This is a genomic window from Streptococcus mitis (genome assembly GCF_002096855.1).
Classification (GTDB): Bacteria; Bacillota; Bacilli; order Lactobacillales; family Streptococcaceae; genus Streptococcus; species Streptococcus mitis_Y.
On the sequence record NZ_NCVH01000033.1, the window covers coordinates 157,862 to 176,180 of the forward strand.

Annotated in this window: 17 protein-coding genes; 10 read left to right on the forward strand and 7 right to left on the reverse strand. The window is 39.8% G+C overall.

Going from position 1 to position 18,319, the window contains the following annotated elements; translation table 11 throughout:
* The first annotated feature begins 15 nt into the window (after positions 1–15).
* From B7698_RS09005 to B7698_RS09015, 3 genes are all read left to right on the forward strand, one after another.
* On the forward strand, positions 16–894 hold the full coding sequence (locus B7698_RS09005; RefSeq protein ID WP_000301224.1) for a F0F1 ATP synthase subunit gamma: 879 nt from the start codon (positions 16–18) through the stop codon (positions 892–894).
* Positions 895–978: 84 nt separating this feature from the next.
* On the forward strand, positions 979–2,385 hold the full coding sequence (gene atpD, locus B7698_RS09010; RefSeq protein WP_049547270.1) for a F0F1 ATP synthase subunit beta: 1,407 nt from the start codon (positions 979–981) through the stop codon (positions 2,383–2,385).
* A gap of 10 nt (positions 2,386–2,395) precedes the next feature.
* On the forward strand, positions 2,396–2,815 hold the full coding sequence (locus B7698_RS09015) for a F0F1 ATP synthase subunit epsilon (protein WP_000068037.1): 420 nt from the start codon (positions 2,396–2,398) through the stop codon (positions 2,813–2,815).
* A 44-nt stretch (positions 2,816–2,859) separates the two neighbouring features.
* Here the strand turns inward: B7698_RS09015 and B7698_RS09020 are convergent, their stop codons facing one another.
* A complete protein-coding gene (locus tag B7698_RS09020; protein ID WP_084865398.1) occupies positions 2,860–3,873 on the reverse strand; it encodes a lactonase family protein in 1,014 nt (337 codons plus the stop codon).
* A gap of 197 nt (positions 3,874–4,070) precedes the next feature.
* On the opposite strand from B7698_RS09020, the gene B7698_RS09025 reads away from it, so the two are divergent.
* The 6 genes from B7698_RS09025 (at position 4,071) to B7698_RS09050 (ending at position 10,826) form a co-directional block, all read left to right on the forward strand.
* Positions 4,071–6,053: a peptide ABC transporter substrate-binding protein gene (locus B7698_RS09025; RefSeq protein ID WP_084865399.1), complete on the forward strand. Its 1,983-nt coding sequence runs from the start codon at positions 4,071–4,073 to the stop codon at positions 6,051–6,053.
* Positions 6,054–6,170: 117 nt separating this feature from the next.
* On the forward strand, positions 6,171–7,337 hold the full coding sequence (locus tag B7698_RS09030; protein WP_084865400.1) for an AI-2E family transporter: 1,167 nt from the start codon (positions 6,171–6,173) through the stop codon (positions 7,335–7,337).
* Positions 7,327–8,556: a tetratricopeptide repeat protein gene (locus B7698_RS09035; protein ID WP_192855136.1), complete on the forward strand. Its 1,230-nt coding sequence runs from the start codon at positions 7,327–7,329 to the stop codon at positions 8,554–8,556. The genes B7698_RS09030 and B7698_RS09035 overlap by 11 nt, the downstream gene beginning before the upstream one ends.
* A 140-nt stretch (positions 8,557–8,696) precedes the next feature.
* On the forward strand, positions 8,697–9,338 hold the full coding sequence (locus B7698_RS09040; protein WP_084865401.1) for an amino acid ABC transporter permease: 642 nt from the start codon (positions 8,697–8,699) through the stop codon (positions 9,336–9,338).
* A gap of 9 nt (positions 9,339–9,347) precedes the next feature.
* On the forward strand, positions 9,348–9,977 hold the full coding sequence (locus tag B7698_RS09045; RefSeq protein WP_084865402.1) for an amino acid ABC transporter ATP-binding protein: 630 nt from the start codon (positions 9,348–9,350) through the stop codon (positions 9,975–9,977).
* Positions 9,978–9,986: 9 nt separating this feature from the next.
* Positions 9,987–10,826 (forward strand): amino acid ABC transporter substrate-binding protein, encoded by an 840-nt coding sequence (locus B7698_RS09050; RefSeq protein WP_084865403.1) that lies wholly within the window; start codon positions 9,987–9,989, stop codon positions 10,824–10,826.
* Positions 10,827–10,886: 60 nt separating this feature from the next.
* On the opposite strand, the gene lysS is transcribed toward B7698_RS09050, so the two are convergent.
* The 6 genes from lysS to B7698_RS09080 all read right to left on the reverse strand — a co-directional run bounded on the left by lysS (position 10,887) and on the right by B7698_RS09080 (position 16,788).
* Complete coding sequence (gene lysS, locus B7698_RS09055; protein ID WP_084865404.1) at positions 10,887–12,377, reverse strand: lysine--tRNA ligase; 1,491 nt, start codon at positions 12,375–12,377, stop codon at positions 10,887–10,889.
* 137 nt (positions 12,378–12,514) lie between these two features.
* Positions 12,515–13,132 (reverse strand): histidine phosphatase family protein, encoded by a 618-nt coding sequence (locus B7698_RS09060; protein ID WP_084865406.1) that lies wholly within the window; start codon positions 13,130–13,132, stop codon positions 12,515–12,517.
* A complete protein-coding gene (locus B7698_RS09065; protein ID WP_084865407.1) occupies positions 13,132–13,614 on the reverse strand; it encodes an aminoacyl-tRNA deacylase in 483 nt (160 codons plus the stop codon). Before B7698_RS09065 ends, B7698_RS09060 begins: the two co-directional genes overlap by 1 nt.
* Positions 13,614–14,456: a DUF368 domain-containing protein gene (locus tag B7698_RS09070; RefSeq protein ID WP_084865409.1), complete on the reverse strand. Its 843-nt coding sequence runs from the start codon at positions 14,454–14,456 to the stop codon at positions 13,614–13,616. Before B7698_RS09070 ends, B7698_RS09065 begins: the two co-directional genes overlap by 1 nt.
* A gap of 94 nt (positions 14,457–14,550) precedes the next feature.
* Positions 14,551–15,351, reverse strand: coding sequence for a GH25 family lysozyme (locus B7698_RS09075; protein ID WP_084865411.1), 801 nt, complete (start codon positions 15,349–15,351; stop codon positions 14,551–14,553).
* 97 nt (positions 15,352–15,448) lie between these two features.
* Positions 15,449–16,788, reverse strand: a protein-coding gene (locus B7698_RS09080; RefSeq protein ID WP_142358058.1) for an IS3 family transposase whose coding sequence is annotated in 2 segments (ribosomal slippage) — positions 15,449–16,347 and positions 16,347–16,788 — 1,341 coding nt in all. Because the reading frame shifts where the segments join, the coding sequence is not laid out codon by codon here.
* 147 nt (positions 16,789–16,935) lie between these two features.
* Between B7698_RS09080 and glmU the strand changes: the two genes are divergently transcribed.
* Positions 16,936–18,315 (forward strand): bifunctional UDP-N-acetylglucosamine diphosphorylase/glucosamine-1-phosphate N-acetyltransferase GlmU, encoded by a 1,380-nt coding sequence (glmU, locus tag B7698_RS09085; protein WP_084865413.1) that lies wholly within the window; start codon positions 16,936–16,938, stop codon positions 18,313–18,315.
* Positions 18,316–18,319: the final 4 nt, after the last annotated feature.

Sequence of the window (18,319 nt, forward strand, 5' to 3'; positions counted from 1 at the left end):
GAATAGAGGTGTCAGATGGCAGTATCTCTAAATGATATTAAAACAAAAATCGCCTCAACAAAAAATACTAGTCAAATCACAAATGCCATGCAGATGGTATCAGCTGCTAAGCTAGGTCGTTCTGAAGAAGCTGCTCGCAACTTCCAAGTTTATGCTCAGAAAGTTCGTAAACTTTTGACGGATATTCTTCATGGGAATGGAGCTGGTAGTTCAACCAATCCGATGTTGATTAGCCGTCCAGTTAAGAAGACAGGCTATATCGTCATTACATCAGACCGAGGTTTGGTTGGAGGTTATAATTCTTCTATTTTGAAAGCCGTTATGGAGCTGAAAGAAGAATACCATCCAGACGGTAAAGGTTTTGAAATGATCTGTATTGGTGGAATGGGAGCTGATTTCTTTAAAGCTCGTGGTATTCAACCACTTTATGAACTACGTGGCTTGGCAGATCAACCAAGCTTTGATGAAGTTCGTAAGATTATTTCAAAAACTGTTGAAATGTACCAAAATGAACTTTTTGATGAACTCTATGTCTGCTATAACCACCATGTCAATACGCTAACCAGTCAAATGCGTGTGGAGCAAATGCTTCCGATTGTTGACTTGGATCCAAATGAAGCGGATGACAGTTACAGTTTGACCTTTGAGTTGGAAACTAGTCGAGAAGAAATTTTGGAGCAGTTGTTGCCTCAATTTGCAGAAAGTATGATTTATGGTGCTATTATCGATGCTAAGACAGCTGAAAATGCTGCTGGTATGACAGCCATGCAAACAGCGACAGATAATGCTAAGAAAGTCATTAATGATTTGACAATTCAGTATAACCGTGCCAGACAGGCGGCGATTACACAAGAAATTACAGAAATCGTAGCAGGAGCTAGTGCCTTAGAATAGGCACTAGTCCAGCTCGTATGAAAATGAACTTAGGACCTAGTTAAGCTAGGACCGACAGTATCTTATATAGAATAGGAGAAGGAGATGAGTTCAGGTAAAATTGCTCAGGTTATCGGTCCCGTTGTAGACGTCTTGTTTGCAGCAGGGGAAAAACTTCCTGAGATTAACAATGCACTTGTCGTCTACAAAAATGACGAAAGAAAAACAAAAATCGTCCTTGAAGTAGCCTTGGAGTTGGGAGATGGTATGGTCCGTACTATCGCCATGGAATCAACAGATGGTTTGACTCGTGGAATGGAAGTATTGGACACAGGTCGTCCAATCTCTGTACCAGTAGGTAAAGAAACTTTGGGACGTGTCTTCAATGTTTTGGGAGATACCATTGACTTGGAAGTTCCTTTTACAGAAGATGCAGAGCGTCAGCCAATTCATAAAAAAGCTCCAACTTTTGATGAATTGTCTACCTCTTCTGAAATCCTTGAAACAGGGATTAAGGTTATCGACCTTCTTGCCCCTTACCTTAAAGGTGGAAAGGTTGGACTTTTCGGTGGTGCCGGAGTTGGTAAAACCGTCTTAATCCAAGAATTGATTCACAACATTGCCCAAGAACACGGTGGTATTTCAGTATTTACCGGTGTTGGGGAACGTACTCGTGAGGGTAATGACCTTTACTGGGAAATGAAAGAATCAGGTGTTATCGAGAAAACAGCCATGGTATTTGGTCAGATGAATGAGCCGCCAGGAGCACGTATGCGTGTTGCCCTAACTGGTTTGACAATCGCCGAATACTTCCGTGATGTAGAAGGACAAGACGTGCTTCTCTTTATCGATAATATCTTCCGTTTCACTCAGGCTGGTTCTGAAGTATCTGCCCTTTTGGGTCGTATGCCATCAGCCGTTGGTTACCAACCAACACTTGCTACGGAAATGGGTCAATTGCAAGAGCGTATCACATCAACCAAGAAGGGTTCTGTAACCTCTATCCAGGCTATCTATGTGCCAGCGGATGACTATACTGACCCAGCGCCAGCAACAGCCTTCGCTCATTTGGACTCAACAACTAACTTGGAACGTAAGTTGGTACAATTGGGTATCTACCCAGCCGTTGACCCACTTGCTTCAAGCTCACGTGCCTTGGCACCTGAAATCGTTGGAGAAGAGCACTATGCAGTTGCTGCTGAAGTAAAACGCGTTCTTCAACGTTACCATGAATTGCAAGATATCATTGCTATCCTTGGTATGGATGAGCTTTCTGATGAAGAAAAGACCTTGGTTGCTCGTGCCCGTCGTATCCAGTTCTTCTTGTCACAAAACTTCAACGTTGCGGAACAATTCACTGGTCAGCCAGGTTCTTATGTTCCAGTTGCTGAAACTGTTCGTGGCTTTAAGGAAATCCTTGATGGTAAACACGACCACTTGCCAGAAGATGCCTTCCGTGGTGTAGGTTCTATCGAAGATGTGATTGCAAAAGCTGAAAAAATGGGATTTTAAGAGGTGATCTATGGCTCAGTTAACTGTCCAGATCGTGACACCAGATGGTCTCGTCTATGATCACCATGCCAGCTTTGTATCAGTTCGAACTCTGGATGGTGAGATGGGAATCTTGCCACGACATGAAAATATGATTGCAGTTTTAGCAGTTGATGAGGTTAAGGTTAAACGTGTAGATGATGAAAATCACGTGAACTGGATTGCAGTGAACGGAGGTGTTATCGAAGTTGCCAATGGTGTTATCACAATCGTTGCTGACTCTGCAGAACGGGCTCGTGATATCGACGTTAGTCGTGCAGAACGTGCCAAACTTCGAGCAGAGCGTGAAATTGAAGAAGCACAAGACAAACACTTGATTGACCAAGAACGTCGTGCGAAGATTGCACTGCAACGTGCCATTAACCGTATTAATGTCGGAAATAGACTATAAGAAAAAAATGAACTTGAGTTACCAAGTTCATTTTTTATGTTTTCTTAAGGGGCAAAACTGATGCAGACTGCTTCTGGGACATGGAAGTCATTAGAAAGTTCTGCTAGACGTCCAGTTTCAGAATTGCGTTTAAAGACAGTTGCATTGTCAGAGTCCTGATGGACAGCAATGACAAATTCTTGATCCGGTGTCAAATCAAAATCACGTGGAGTCTGACCATGTGTCGGAACGATTTCTAACAACTCTAAGCTACCGTCCGCAAGAATTGTATATACTGCGATAGAATCATGACCACGGTTAGAGGCGTAGAGGTATTTACCATCTTTAGAGAGACGAATAGCAGCAGTACCATTAAAGCCTTCATAACCGTCTGGTAGAGTTGAAATGACTTGCATGCGTTCAAATTCGCCAACACCATCGTAGATTAGAACTTCGATAGTGCTATTGAGTTCACAAATGAGATAAGCGATTTTATAATGGTTATGGAAAATAATATGGCGTGAGCCTGCTCCTGGCTGGCTATGATAGGTATAGAGCTTAGATAATTTTCCTTCTGAATCAAGATCGTAAGTAATTACTTGGTCAGTACCCAAGTCGCAGGTCACTAGATAGTGGTCAGGTGTTAAATCTGTATAGTGAACATGTGGAGAAGCTTGATTTTCATGTGGACCTTGGCCACTGTGTTGATCAACATCACTAAGTAGAAGACAACCATCTTCCTGACGTTTATAAACAAGGACCTGTCCCTTGTGGTAGTTTGCTGCGTAAACCAAATCACGCTCTTCATCAACGGCAACATAACAGTGGGGGGCTCCCTCTTCAACGACGTGATTTAATAAGGTGCCATTAGTTTGATAGGCTGCAATTCCACCCTTATCGTCTTGACTACCAACAGTGTATAAATGTTGATGCTGGTCAAAGGCAAGGTAGGTCGGACTTGGTTCAGCTGCAAAAAGTTCTAGATTTGAAAGCAGACCAGTTTCTGAATCAAAGTCTGCCATGTAAATCCCTTGGGAAGTACGACGTGTATAAGTTCCAAAATAAACAGTTTCTTTCATTACTATACCTCTGTGTAAAGATAAGACTATTATATCACAAAAACAAGCCAATTAAAGACATCCAATTAGATGTAAGCACTTTAAAAAAATAATTGATTGTTTTTTTAAAAAATATAATAACATTGAGATTGTTTTCCTTACTTTTCTTCTTAAAAGTGCTATAATGAATTCATAAAATGTTTAAAGGAGTCCTTACTATGAAAAAACGAGTTTTTTTAGCGACTGGAATTGCAGTTTTGTCTACTGCCGTTCTAGCAGCGTGTTCATCTGGTAATGGTAATAAAGAAGCAACTAAACCAGTTACTTATGCCTATGTATTCTCATTAGATCCTACGACTCTAGATTATACTGTTTCTGGTAATAAGAGTACAAAACAGGTCACAGGTAACGTTATTGACGGCTTGCTTGAAAATGATCAATATGGGAATCTGGTTCCATCAGTTGCGGAAGATTGGACTGTTTCCAAAGATGGTTTGACTTATACTTATAAAATTCGTAAGGGTATCAAGTGGTATACCAATGAAGGCGAAGAATATGGAGAAGTTAAGGCTCAGGATTTTGTGACTGGTCTAAAACATGCAGCAGATAAGAAATCAGAAGGACTTTATCTTGTACAGGATTCTATCAAAGGATTGGATGACTATGTAAATGGGAAAACAACGGATTTTTCTACTGTTGGTGTAAAAGCAACAGATGATTATACTGTTGTTTACACTTTGAACCATCCAGAATCTTTCTGGAATTCTAAGACAACGATGGGAGTTCTAGCTCCAGTAAGTGGAGATTTTTTGGCTTCTAAAGGAGATGATTTTGGTAAAGCTACTGATGTAACAAGCATTCTCTACAATGGGGCTTTCCTTCTTAAGGGACTTACCTCTAAATCTTCTATCGAAATGACCAAAAATCAAAACTACTGGGATAAACAAAATGTCTTTATTGATGATATCAAGTTATCCTTCTTTGATGGTCAAGATGCAGACTCCCTAGGACGCGGTTTTGATGAGGGACATTATCCAGCTGCGCCTCTCTTTAAAAACTCTGCCAACTATGAACGTCTAAAAGAAAAGTACAAGGATAATATTGTATACAGTCAACAAAGAGGTGGCGTATTCTATATGTCTACTAATATTGATCGTGTGTCATACAATCATACTGCTAAAACAAGTGATGCAGAGAAATCATCTACTAAGAAAGCTTTATTAAACAAAGATTTCCGTCAAGCCTTGGCATTTGCTGCAGATCGTAAAGCAGCTGTTTCTCAGGTGTTTGGGGATGAAGTGGCGCCTCGTAAATTACGTACAAGTTTCACTCCTCCAACATTTGTACAAGTTGGAGACCAAACATTTGGTCAAGTTACTAAGACAGAATTGGATAAATTGGATAATGTCTGGAAAGATGTCAGTCTTGATGATGCGCAAGATTCACTTCATAATGTAGATAAAGCTAAAGCTAAGTTTGAAACTGCTAAGAAAACCCTTCAAGCTGATGGCGTACAGTTTCCGATTCATTTAGATCTGCCAGTTTCATCGACTCAGACAGATTTTATCCATCAAGCTCAGTCTTATAAACAATCCATTGAAGAAGCGCTAGGCTCTGAAAATGTAGTTGTTGACATTCAACAGGTTTCTGATGATGAATTGGGAAGCATGACTGTTCTAGCGACATCAAATAATAATGTTGATTGGGACATTAATGTCAATAGTGGTTGGAGTCCAGACTTTGCAGATCCATCAACCTATTTAGATGTATTTGATCCAACATCTGGCCCAACTCTTCTAGGAGCACTTGGTGTAGCACCAGGAACAGATAATCCAGTCATTAAAACAGTTGGATTGGATAAATACAAAGAATTGATTGATGATGCAAATAGTGAAAAAATAGATCTGCAAAAACGTTATTCTAAATATGCTAAGGCGCAAGCTTGGTTAACAGATAGTGCTCTAGTTATTCCTGTACACTCAGACGGTGCCCAAATGTTAGTAACGAAGAAAGTATTAGGTAGTGGTGCTGATGGTTGGGTTGGTGACAAAACAGGGGAAAACAGTTATAAATATCTTAAACTCCAAGATAAGATTGTCACTACTAAAGAAATGGATGAGTTCCGCAAGAAATTTGCTGATGAAAAAGCCAAATCCAATGCTGATTATCAGAAGAACTTAGACCGTCATATTCAAGACTAATCAAATCTCCTCTTTTGAGGAGATTTTTTATGTCGCAGTCTCCATGTAAGCACTTTAAAAAAGAGTTATTTTGATCTAAAAATGGTATAATGAAAGGACAACAGAAAGGAATTATATATGGAACAAAAAGAGAAACATTTTAGCCTATCTTGGTTTTTCAAGTGGTTTTTGGATAACAAGGCCATTACGGTATTTTTGGTAACCTTATTATTGGGACTCAATCTGTTTATTTTAAGTAAGATTAGTTTTTTATTTTCACCTGTTTTAGACTTTTTGGCAGTCGTGATGTTGCCAGTTATTCTATCTGGTTTACTATACTATTTGTTAAATCCTATTGTTGATTGGATGGAGAAACATAAGGTTAATCGTGTTATAGCTATCACTATTGTCTTTGTCATCATCGCTCTTTTTATCATTTGGGGCTTGGCAGTAGCGATTCCAAATCTGCAACGTCAAGTTTTAACATTTGCAAGAAATGTACCAATCTATCTCGAAGATGCTGACAGGGTTATTGACGATTTGGTAACCAAGCGTTTACCAGATGATTTTAGACCTCAGTTAGAACAAGTTTTGACCAACTTCTCAAGTCAGGCTACAGTTTGGGCAAGTAAAGTTTCTTCTCAGGCAGTCAACTGGGTAAGTGCCTTTATTAGCGGTGCTTCGCAAGTGATTGTTGCCTTGATTATCGTTCCGTTCATGCTCTTTTATCTCTTACGTGATGGAAAAGGCCTACGTCACTATTTGACCCAATTCATGCCAACGAAATTGAAAGAACCTGTTGGACAGGTTTTATCAGATGTGAATCAACAGTTGTCTAACTATGTTCGAGGGCAAGTGACAGTGGCTATTATTGTAGCGGTAATGTTTATGATTTTCTTCAAGATTATTGGTCTACGCTATGCGGTTACGCTTGGTGTTACTGCTGGTATTTTAAATCTGGTCCCTTATCTTGGTAGCTTCCTAGCCATGCTTCCTGCCCTAGTATTAGGCTTGATTGCTGGGCCAGTTATGCTTTTGAAAGTAGTGATTGTCTTTATCGTAGAACAAACTATTGAAGGTCGTTTTGTCTCTCCATTGATTTTGGGAAGTCAATTAAACATCCATCCTATTAATGTTCTCTTTGTTTTGTTAACTTCAGGATCCATGTTTGGTATCTGGGGAGTCTTGCTCGGTATTCCGGTTTATGCCTCTGCTAAGGTTGTTATTTCAGCGATTTTTGAATGGTATAAGGTAGTCAGTGGTCTATATGAACTAGAGGGAGAGGAAGTAAAGAGTGAACAATAGTCAACAGATGTTACAGGCTTTGGAAGAGCAAGATTTAGTTAAGGCAGAGCATTATTTCGTCAAAGCTTTAGAAAATGATCCAAGTGAGCTTCTTTATGAATTAGCGACTTATCTAGAAGGGATTGGTTTCTATCCTCAAGCCAAGGAAATTTACCTGAAAATTGTAGAGGATTTCCCAGAGGTTCATCTTAATCTAGCAGCAATTGCTAGCGAGGATGGTCAAATCGAAGAAGCCTTTGCTTATCTTGAGGAAATCCAAGCTGACAGTGACTGGTATATTTCGGCTTTGGCTCTGAAGGCAGACCTTTACCAGTTGGAAGGTTTGACAGATGTGGCGCGTGAGAAATTATTGGAGGCCTTGACTTACTCAGAAGATCCTCTCTTGATATTGGGCTTAGCAGAGTTGGATAGTGAGTTGGAAAATTACCAAGAGGCTATTCAAGGCTATGCCCAGTTAGATAATCGTACTATTTATGAGCAAACGGGCATTTCTACCTATCAACGAATTGGCTTTGCCTATGCCCAGTTAGGGAAATTTGAAACGGCTACAGAGTTTTTAGAAAAAGCCCTGGAGTTAGAATACGATGACCTAACGGCTTTTGAGTTGGCCAGTCTTTACTTTGATCAAGAAGAATATCAAAAGGCCGTCCTCTACTTTAAGCAGCTTGATACTATATCACCTGACTTTGAGGGATATGAGTATGGTTACAGTCAGGCCTTACATAAGGAACATCAAGTTCAAGAAGCCCTGTGTATCGCTAAGCAAGGCTTGGAGAAAAATCCTTTTGAAACAAGACTCTTGTTAGCAGCTTCACAATTTTCTTATGAATTGCATGATGCTAGTGGTGCAGAAAATTACCTCCTTACTGCTAAAGGAGATGCTGAGGATACGGAAGAAATCTTACTCCGTCTAGCAACTATTTATCTGGAGCAGGAGCGTTATGAGGATATTCTAGACTTGCAAAGTGAGGAGCCAGAAAATCTCTTGACCAAGTGGATGATTGCTCGTTCCTATCAAGAAATGGACGATTTGGATACTGCCTATGAGCTGTACCAAGAGTTGGCAGGAGATTTAAAGGACAATCCAGAGTTTCTGGAACACTATATCTATCTCTTGCGTGAATTGGGCTACTTTGAGGAAGCAAAAGTCAATGCTCAAGCTTACTTAAAACTGGTTCCAGATGATGTGCAAATGCAAGAATTGTATGAGAGATTGTAAGAATATATTTTTAAAACTGTATCTTATCATTTATGATAGATATAGTTTTTCTTTTTCAAAGAGAATTTTTTTACAAAAATTCTTGGTTATTTTGTTTATTTATGCTATAATAGGAACAATTATTTTAAGGAGGTGTCAGTATGTCTTATTTGTTTGAGATATTACCGAGTTTATTGAGCGGTGCAAGCATGACTTTACAGGTGTTTGCACTAGTCTTGATTTTTTCTATTCCCTTGGGCGTTTTGATTGCCTTTGCCTTGCAAGTCCACTGGAAACCCCTCCATCATCTGATTAATATTTATATTTGGATTATGCGGGGAACACCCTTGCTTTTGCAATTGATTTTTATTTATTATGTGCTCCCAAGTATTGGGATTCGTTTGGACCGTCTTCCTGCGGCTATCATTGCCTTTGTTTTGAATTATGCGGCTTACTTTGCTGAAATCTTCCGTGGAGGAATTGATATCATTCCTAAAGGTCAATATGAGGCCGCCAAGGTCTTGAAGTTTAATTCTTTTGACACAGTGCGCTATATTATTTTGCCTCAGGTGACCAAAATTGTTCTTCCCAGTGTCTTTAATGAAGTCATGAGTTTGGTCAAGGATACTTCCTTGGTTTATGCTCTAGGCATTTCAGACCTTATCTTGGCTAGTCGAACAGCTGCAAACCGTGATGCTAGTCTGGTTCCAATGTTCTTGGCAGGATCCATTTACTTGATTTTGATTGGGATTGTGACCATTCTTTCCAAAAAAGTTGAGAAGAAGTACAGTTACTATAGATAGGAGGCTGCCATGTTAGAATTACGAAATATCAATAAAGTCTTTGGTGAAAAGCAAATTTTATCCAATTTCAGTCTAAAAATTCCTGAAAAGCAAATCCTAGCTATCGTTGGGCCTTCTGGTGGAGGTAAGACAACCCTCTTACGTATGCTTGCGGGTCTTGAAACCATTGATTCAGGGCAAATCTTTTATAATGGAGAATCTTTAGAACTGGATGAACTAGAGAAGCGGAATTTACTGGGATTTGTATTCCAAGATTTTCAACTTTTTCCTCATTTATCAGTTCTAGATAATTTGACCTTATCGCCCGTAAAAACCATGGGAATGAAGCAGCAAGAGGCTGAGAAGAAGGCGTGTGGGCTCCTGGAACAGTTGGGACTGGCAGGGCACGCAGATGCCTATCCTTTCTCACTATCTGGTGGGCAAAAGCAAAGGGTGGCCTTGGCGCGTGCTATGATGATTGACCCAGAAATCATTGGTTACGATGAACCAACTTCTGCACTTGATCCAGAATTGCGCTTGGAAGTGGAAAAACTTATCTTACAAAATAGGGAACTTGGAATGACGCAGATTGTGGTTACCCACGATTTACAGTTCGCTGAAAATATTGCAGATCAGATTCTCAAGGTTGAGTCCAAGTAGGAGGTGCCAATGACTAATAAGAAAATTGCTTTAGTGTTTGTTTCGCTCCTGACCCTCTTCTTAACGGCTTGTACTCAGAAGGCTAGCGATCCAAAGAAGGATAACTGGAATAAGTATCAAGATCAGGGGGCCATTACTATTGGTTTTGACAATACTTTTGTACCCATGGGTTTTGAAGAAAAGAATGGCCAATATACGGGCTTTGATATTGACTTAGCACAAGCTGTCTCTGAAAAATTAGTTTTTAAGGTTCAATTTCAACCAATCGACTGGGATATGAAGGAGACAGAACTGCAAAATGGAACCATAGACGCCATCTGGAATGGCTATTCTGCCACTGATGAACGCCGAGAGAAGGTTGCCTTTAGCATTCCATATATGGAAAATCAGCAAGTTCTGGTTGCGAAGAAAAGCCAGCAAATTCATTCAGTAGAGGATATGAAGGATAAGACCTTGGGAGCCCAAGCCGGTTCCTCTGGTTATTTAGACTTTGAAGCCCAGCCAGATTTACTGAAAAATCGTGTCAAAGACCAGAAGGCTAATCAGTACCAGAGTTTTAATGAGGCCTTGATTGATTTGAAAAATTACCGAATTGATGCCTTGTTGATTGACCGAGTGTATGCTAATTACTATCTCCAGTCTGAGGGTAAATTAAATGACTACAATGTCTTTTCAGCAGGATTTGAAAGTGAATCCTTTGCGGTCGGAGTTAGACCAGCTGATAAAAGATTATTAACAGCATTAAACCAGGCCTTTATCGAACTATACCAAGAAGGAAAGTTCCAGGAAATCAGCCAAAAATGGTTTGGAGAAGATGTGGCAACAAAAGAAGTGAAAAGTAGAGATTGAGTTTTTCCTCAGTCTCTTTTTGCATCAAAAAACCTCTGGCAAGAGCCAGAGGATAAGAATTTATTTCATTGTTGGGAAGAGCAATACGTCACGGATAGTAGTTGTATCAGTGAGAAGCATGCAGAGACGGTCGATACCAATTCCCAAACCACCTGTTGGTGGCATACCGTATTCAAGAGCTTCAATGTAGTCATAGTCGATTCCTGTCGCTTCATCATCACCAAGTTCTTTGGCTTTAGCTTGGGCTTCAAAACGGCTAAGTTGATCGATTGGGTCGTTGAGCTCAGTAAAGGCATTACCGTACTCCTTAGTCATGATGAAGAGCTCGAAGCGGTCAGTAAAGCGTTGGTCTTCAGGATTCTTCTTAGCAAGTGGAGATACAGCTACTGGATGTCCATAGACAAAGGTTGGTTGGATTAAGGTTTCTTCAACAAACTCTTCAAAGAAGGCGTTGATAATGTGGCCAACTTCAGTGTAATGTTTCTCAACAGGAACTTTCTTCTCAGCAGCGATAGCTTTGGCTTCTTCGAAAGTCATGTCTTGCCAGAAATTGACACCAGTAATTTCTTTGATAGCATCCACCATGTGAACACGTTTAAATGGTTCATTGATTTTGATTTCAGTACCTTGATAGTTAACTGGGCCATCGCCTTTGACTGATTTTGCAGCATGTTGAATAATGCCTTCCGTCAAGTCCATGATGTCTTGGAAGTCTGCATAAGCTTGGTAAACTTCGATGGAAGTAAATTCAGGGTTATGAGTAGCGTCCATCCCTTCGTTACGGAAGATACGGCCAATTTCATAGACGCGTTCCATACCACCAACGATAAGGCGTTTCAAGTGAAGCTCAGTCGCGATACGAAGAACCATATCAATGTTTTGGGCATTGTGGTGGGTGATAAATGGACGGGCAGCAGCACCACCGGCTTCGTTATGAAGAACAGGTGTTTCCACTTCAAGGAAACCTTTTTGGTCAAGGTAACGACGGATTTCAGAAATGATTTTTGAACGAGTGACAAAGCGCTCAAAGCTTTCACGGTTAGAAATCAAGTCAAGGTAACGTTTACGGTAAATTGTTTCAACGTCTGTCAAACCGTGGAATTTCTCAGGGAGTGGGCGAAGTGCTTTAGACAAGTGAGTGATGTGAGTAGCTTTGATAGAGAGTTCTCCCATATCGGTACGCATCACTTCACCTTCGACACCAAGGAAGTCACCAAGGTCTGCTTTTTTGAAGATTTCATAGTTTTCTTCACCGACAGCATCCTTACGAACGTAGATCTGGATTTGACCTTCGCGGTCTTGAAGGTGGGCAAAACCAACTTTTCCTTTACCACGTTTGGTTACCAAGCGTCCTGCGATAGTAGCTGTTTCGTTTTTATCGTGTAATTGTTCTTTATCGAGGTCAGCATATTTGTCTTTTAATTCTTGAGAGTTAGCAGTACGTTCAAAGCGTTTTCCGAAGGGATCGATTCCTTGTTCACGGAGCGCAGCCATTTTTTCACGGCGAACGATCTGCTGGTCATTTAGTTCTTCCATATGTTCTGTTGACATGGGATCCTCCTAGTTTTACTCAAAATTGAATACGATGAGTCATTTTCTGCGATACTCCCATTTTATCATAAATAAGCAAGAAATTCACGTATAATCTTTCAAAACTAAAAAGAACTTGACGCCATAATCAAGTTCTGTTATCGATAGGAAGTATCATTCCAAGTATCGAGAGTGAATGTTTCAAAATCATGGGTTTCTAGAATGGTTAGGCTGGCATTTGCTAGACCGCCATCTTTACGAAGAAGAGGCTCTTTATAACCTAGAAGAGTACGAAGACTAGCAGTAAGATTGGCGCCGTGGCCGATAATTAGAATACGCTCAGCCGAACTATCTTTTAATGATTTGATAAATTGGATGGTCCGTTGCGTGGTGCTATAGAGGGATTCGGCTCCGAACATTTTTGTGTCAAACTTAGCTAGATTAGAACGAAAGGCTTGGATTTGTTGGGGATAAATAGATTCCAAGGTTGCAATTTTCAAACCTTCCAACTTCCCCAGCTGCCATTCACGGAGATTAGGAACGCTTTCTAAAGGACAGGGTGTCTGGAGTTGACTTTGGATAATTTCAGCAGATTTGACCGCTCGAGGTAAATCACTTGAATAAATCTGATCGAAAGGAATATCCTTGAGATACTGGCCTAGTTGTTTTAGGGTTTCAATGGATTCAGGAAGAAGGGGAGAATCTCCACTAGCACCTTGAAAGCGTCCTTCTTGGTTCCAGACAGTACGACCGTGGCGGACAAAGTAGAGTTTCATTACTTGCTGTCCTCCAAGATATCTGCAAAGTCGGCCTTTACAAAGCTGGCCAAGTCTTGTGGTGCGACGATAATGCTGTGACCAACTTCTCCAGCAGAGACAATCATTTGATCCAAGTCTAGAGCAATCTTATCGATAAAAATGGGGTAATTGTGTTTCTGACGAATTCCGACAGGATTATTGGCTCCATGAATATAACCTGTTGTTTTTTCCAAGTCCTTTTGTGGAATCATGCTCACTTTTTTATTGCCAGAAATTTTGGCTAGTTTCTTTTCCGACAAGTGTTTAGTGATAGGGACAATTCCGATAATTGGTCCTGTTTTATCTCCCAAAAGAGCTAAGGTTTTGAAAATCTGATCTTTTTCATAACCTTGAGGAAGCTCTCCTTCTAGGGCATTGATTTGAATCCCCTGATGTGGGATACCTGCTTTAGACAGGATTTGTTCTACCAGTGTTTTTTTGATTTTAACTTTTTTTGCCATTATTTATACTTGTCCTCCAATTGGCTCATCCAAATACCAAGCCAGATTCCCAGTGCAAAGAAGAAGGCGATGATGACATATCCAACAAGTGAAAGACCTGTGTATTGGATACTTTCAGCGTTTCCTACATTTGGAATCAAGATCAAAAGAGTACTTGATAGGACGATACCGATGATGAAATGATAGACGCGTGAGTGGTAGTTGTTTAGGGCATAATCCATCAATTTTGAAAAAATGATGAGAGTTGCGCCTGCTCCAATTCCAATCGGGAAGAAGGTTCCCAAGAGGTCAAAGGTTTTAAAACCAGTCAACATAGGAGCATAGAGGCCCAAAATTAAAAGTAGATTTGATGGACTGAGGCCAGGAACCAACACGCCTAGAGCCAGTAGTGCACCCGCTAGGACGAAATTCAGAAAGCTGGCGCTCAAGGTTCCAACGACAAAATTTAAGGCATAGAGTCCTAATCCAGAAATAATAAAGGTTGTCCAGAACCAAGCTAAATCAATCTTGTCTCGGTCAGATTCTCGAGTTGATTCTTTTAGGAGGCTAGGAACCGTACCAATGATGGCACCCGCAAAGCTCCATAAGACAAAGACCTGATAATTTTCAAGCAGGTATTCAATCGGGTAGGAAAATAAGCCGATTCCCAGAAGCATACCAATGGCAACTGGTATAAAATACAAAACATTTTCTTTAAAGTCTTTAAAGGGATGAGCCAGAAAACCAATCATTCGTTCATAAATTCCTAGGATTGCTGCTAGAACCCCTCCGGAAATTCCCGGTAAGATAAATCCAAGAGCAATGACAATCCCTTTAATAACACGTGCTAACCATGAAAGCATATTTTTCCTCCAACTATTTCTATTTCAAAAAATCCTTACTATATTGTAACACAATCAAACACAAAAAGAAAAAGCAAATGATAAACAAATGCTTTTAAGGTTTTAAAAAGAGTTTTCTAAAGGTTTCTTCTTTGTTCTTTAAGGAAGAGATAACGTTGATATCCAAATCGTGGTCAAAGCCAGCAATTTTTCCTTTAGACGTGTACTGGTGAATGTCGTAATCTAAATCAGTCTTAGGAGTAGCTTCGTAAAATCCTGAGTCAGAACCATAGGAAGGAATCCAAACAGAGGTAAACTTGTCTGTATCAATACTGTGTTCTTCCATGAAGTAGACTCCAACGTAGATTCCAATATTTTTAGCACCTAGTGATTCTAGTTTTGCTCGAAAGGCTTCAACACCTTCGTTCATATTGGACATGGTTTTTTCTTCTACGTCTAGCCAATAGTAGCTAGGGCTGTATGGCGATGAAGCGTTATAAAAAACTTCAGCAGCCTTTTCCATTTCTTGGACACTTTTTCCAGCTACATAGGCATAGACAGCAACTGGGACGTTTCGTTTTTGAAATTCGGTAATATGGGTCTTAAAGGCCTTATCTATCCCATTGACAAAGGAAGCATCGTTTTCTTTTGAAGACTGAGCGCCACTATGGACGCGAACGATAGCTCCAGAAATATTTTGGGAGAGAGTATCGTAATTAATTTCCTCAGGACGTTGCCAACCAGAAACATCAATTACTGGTTTATCTATATTATGTAGTGCTTGTGTCTGTACTTGGGCGATATTGGATTTTGTTTTTACAGGATGATCTTCAAAACGAGGGCGATTTAGGATTAAAATGAAAATTATAATCCCAAAAAAACCAAATAAAATAAGCGGATTAATTTTCTTTCTCATATCTCATAATTTTACCTTAAAAATGGGAAAAAATCAAAAAAAATACTCAAAAAATGGGTTAAGGAAATGTACTGACCCCAAAAAGTTAGACAAATAATTATTGAAAGGATTTAGTTCTGTATTGCACAGGACTGAGTCCTTTTAGTTTTACCTTAATTCGTTTATTGTTGTAGTAATCAATATAGTCTACAATGGCTTGTTCCAATTGGTTGAGCGACTCAAATGACTTCTCATAACCATAAAACATCTCCGATTTCAGAATGCCAAAGAAAGATTCCATCATGCCGTTGTCTGGGCTGTTACCTTTACGTGACATGGATGCTTGAATTCCCTTACTCTCTAGGAAGCGATGATAAGAATCGTGTTGATATTGCCAACCTTGGTCACTATGAAGAATCGTATTCTCGTAGTGCTTCTCTGTGAAGGCCTGTTCCAACATTGTTTTTACTTGTTCTAAGTTAGGTGAAGTTGAAAGATTATAGGCGATAATTTCGCTATTAAAGCCATCTAAAACTGGTGATAAGTAAAGCTTTTGAGTACTTGCTGGAATGGCAAATTCTGTCACGTCCGTATAACACTTTTCCATTGGTTTAGCTGCTTCAAATTGGCGTTGAATGAGATTCTCTGCCTTCTTACCCACATCTCCTTTATGAGAAGAATATTTTCGTTTCTGTCGCATTTTAGCTTGTAAATTGAGTACTTTCATCAAGCGTTGAACTCTTTTATGATTTACCAGATAACCACGATTTCTGAGTTCTAAATGAATCCGACGATAACCATAATTTCCCTTGTGTTCGATAAAAATGGATTGAATTTCAGCTTTAAGCTCTTGGTCCTTATCTGGTTTGTCTAGCTGTTTCAAGTGATAGTAGTAGGTCGAACGAGCTAGTTTAATGGCTTTTAGAAGAATATCTAACGAAAACTCAGTCATTAATTCTTGAACAATTTCTGTCTTTCTTCTTTCTCCTTCAATCGGAGTTCTCTCAACTTTTTTAGGATGGCATTCTCCGCTCTCAGGTACTCATTTTCTGCTTGAAGACGTTCTAATTCTGTCCTCTCTTCAGGTCTCTTTTTTGGCTTACGTCCCATTTTAGGTACTCTCCCTCTTGTTTTCTCAACAATAGTATACCCGTTTTTCTTGTATTGTGCTAGCCAGTTAAGAAGTATCGTACGACTTGGGAGGCCGTATTCAAGAGAAACTCTATCTTTAGTCCAGCCTTCATGTAAGACTTTATGAATCATTTCTTGTTTTAAATCAGGAGAATAGTAACGATTTTTTCCTTTTTTGACGAACTCTATTCCGTAACGATCAATCAATTTAATCATATACCTAAGATTAGAATTATTTATCCCAAATTTATTTGAAAGCTTCTCTAAGCTGTAGCCTTGTTTTCTAAGTTCATAGATCTGAACTTTATCATCATATGTTAATTTCATAATAAAAACACCCCAAAAGTTAGATTTTTTCTGTCTAACTTTTGGGGTGCAGTACAAAAGGACTTTGGAGCATTTTTTCATTCAAGGGCGCGGAATGATTTGAAATATGGTATAATAAAAGGGAATTTCTAGAGAAAAGAGAAGATTATGTCAAATTATGCCATTATTTTAGCAGCGGGTAAAGGGACTCGCATGAAATCTGATTTGCCAAAAGTTTTGCACAAGGTTGCGGGTATTTCAATGCTGGAACATGTTTTCCGTAGTGTGGGAGCTATCCAACCTGAAAAGACAGTAACAGTTGTCGGACATAAGGCAGAATTGGTTGAAGAGGTCTTGGCTGGACAGACAGAATTTGTGACTCAATCTGAACAGTTAGGAACTGGTCATGCGGTTATGATGACAGAGCCAATCTTAGAAGGTTTGTCAGGTCACACCTTGGTCATCGCAGGAGATACTCCTTTAATCACAGGTGAAAGCTTGAAAAACTTGATTGATTTCCACATCAATCATAAAAATGTGGCCACTATTTTGACTGCTGAAACAGATAATCCTTTTGGCTATGGACGAATTGTTCGTAATGACAATGCTGAGGTTCTTCGCATTGTTGAGCAGAAGGATGCTACAGATTTTGAAAAGCAAATCAAGGAAATCAACACTGGAACATACGTCTTTGACAACGAGCGTTTGTTTGAGGCTCTGAAAAATATCAATACCAATAACGCTCAAGGTGAATACTATATTACAGATGTCATTGGAATTTTCCGTGAAGCTGGTGAAAAAGTTGGCGCTTATACTTTGAAAGATTTTGATGAAAGTCTTGGGGTAAATGACCGTGTGGCACTTGCGACTGCTGAGTCGGTTATGCGTCGTCGCATCAATCATCAGCATATGGTCAATGGTGTTAGCTTTGTCAATCCAGAAGCAACTTATATCGATATTGATGTTGAGATTGCTCCTGAAGTTCAAATCGAAGCCAATGTTACCTTGAAGGGGCAAACGAAAATTGGTGCTGAGACTGTTTTGACAAATGGTACTTATGTAGTGGATAGCACTATTGGAGCAGGAGCTGTTATTACCAACTCTATGATTGAAGAAAGTAGTGTTGCAGACGGTGTAACTGTTGGACCATACGCCCACATTCGTCCAGGTTCAAGTCTGGGTGCCCAAGTTCATATTGGTAACTTTGTTGAGGTGAAAGGTTCTTCTATCGGCGAGAATACTAAGGCTGGTCATTTGACTTATATCGGAAACTGTGAAGTGGGAAGCAACGTTAATTTTGGTGCAGGAACCATTACAGTCAACTATGACGGCAAAAACAAATACAAGACAGTCATTGGTAACAATGTCTTTGTTGGTTCAAATTCAACCATTATTGCGCCAGTAGAACTTGGTGACAATTCCCTCGTTGGTGCTGGTTCAACTATTACTAAAGATGTTCCAGCAGATGCTATTGCTATTGGTCGTGGTCGTCAGGTCAATAAAGACGAATATGCAACTCGCCTTCCTCATCATCCTAATAATCAGTAGGAGT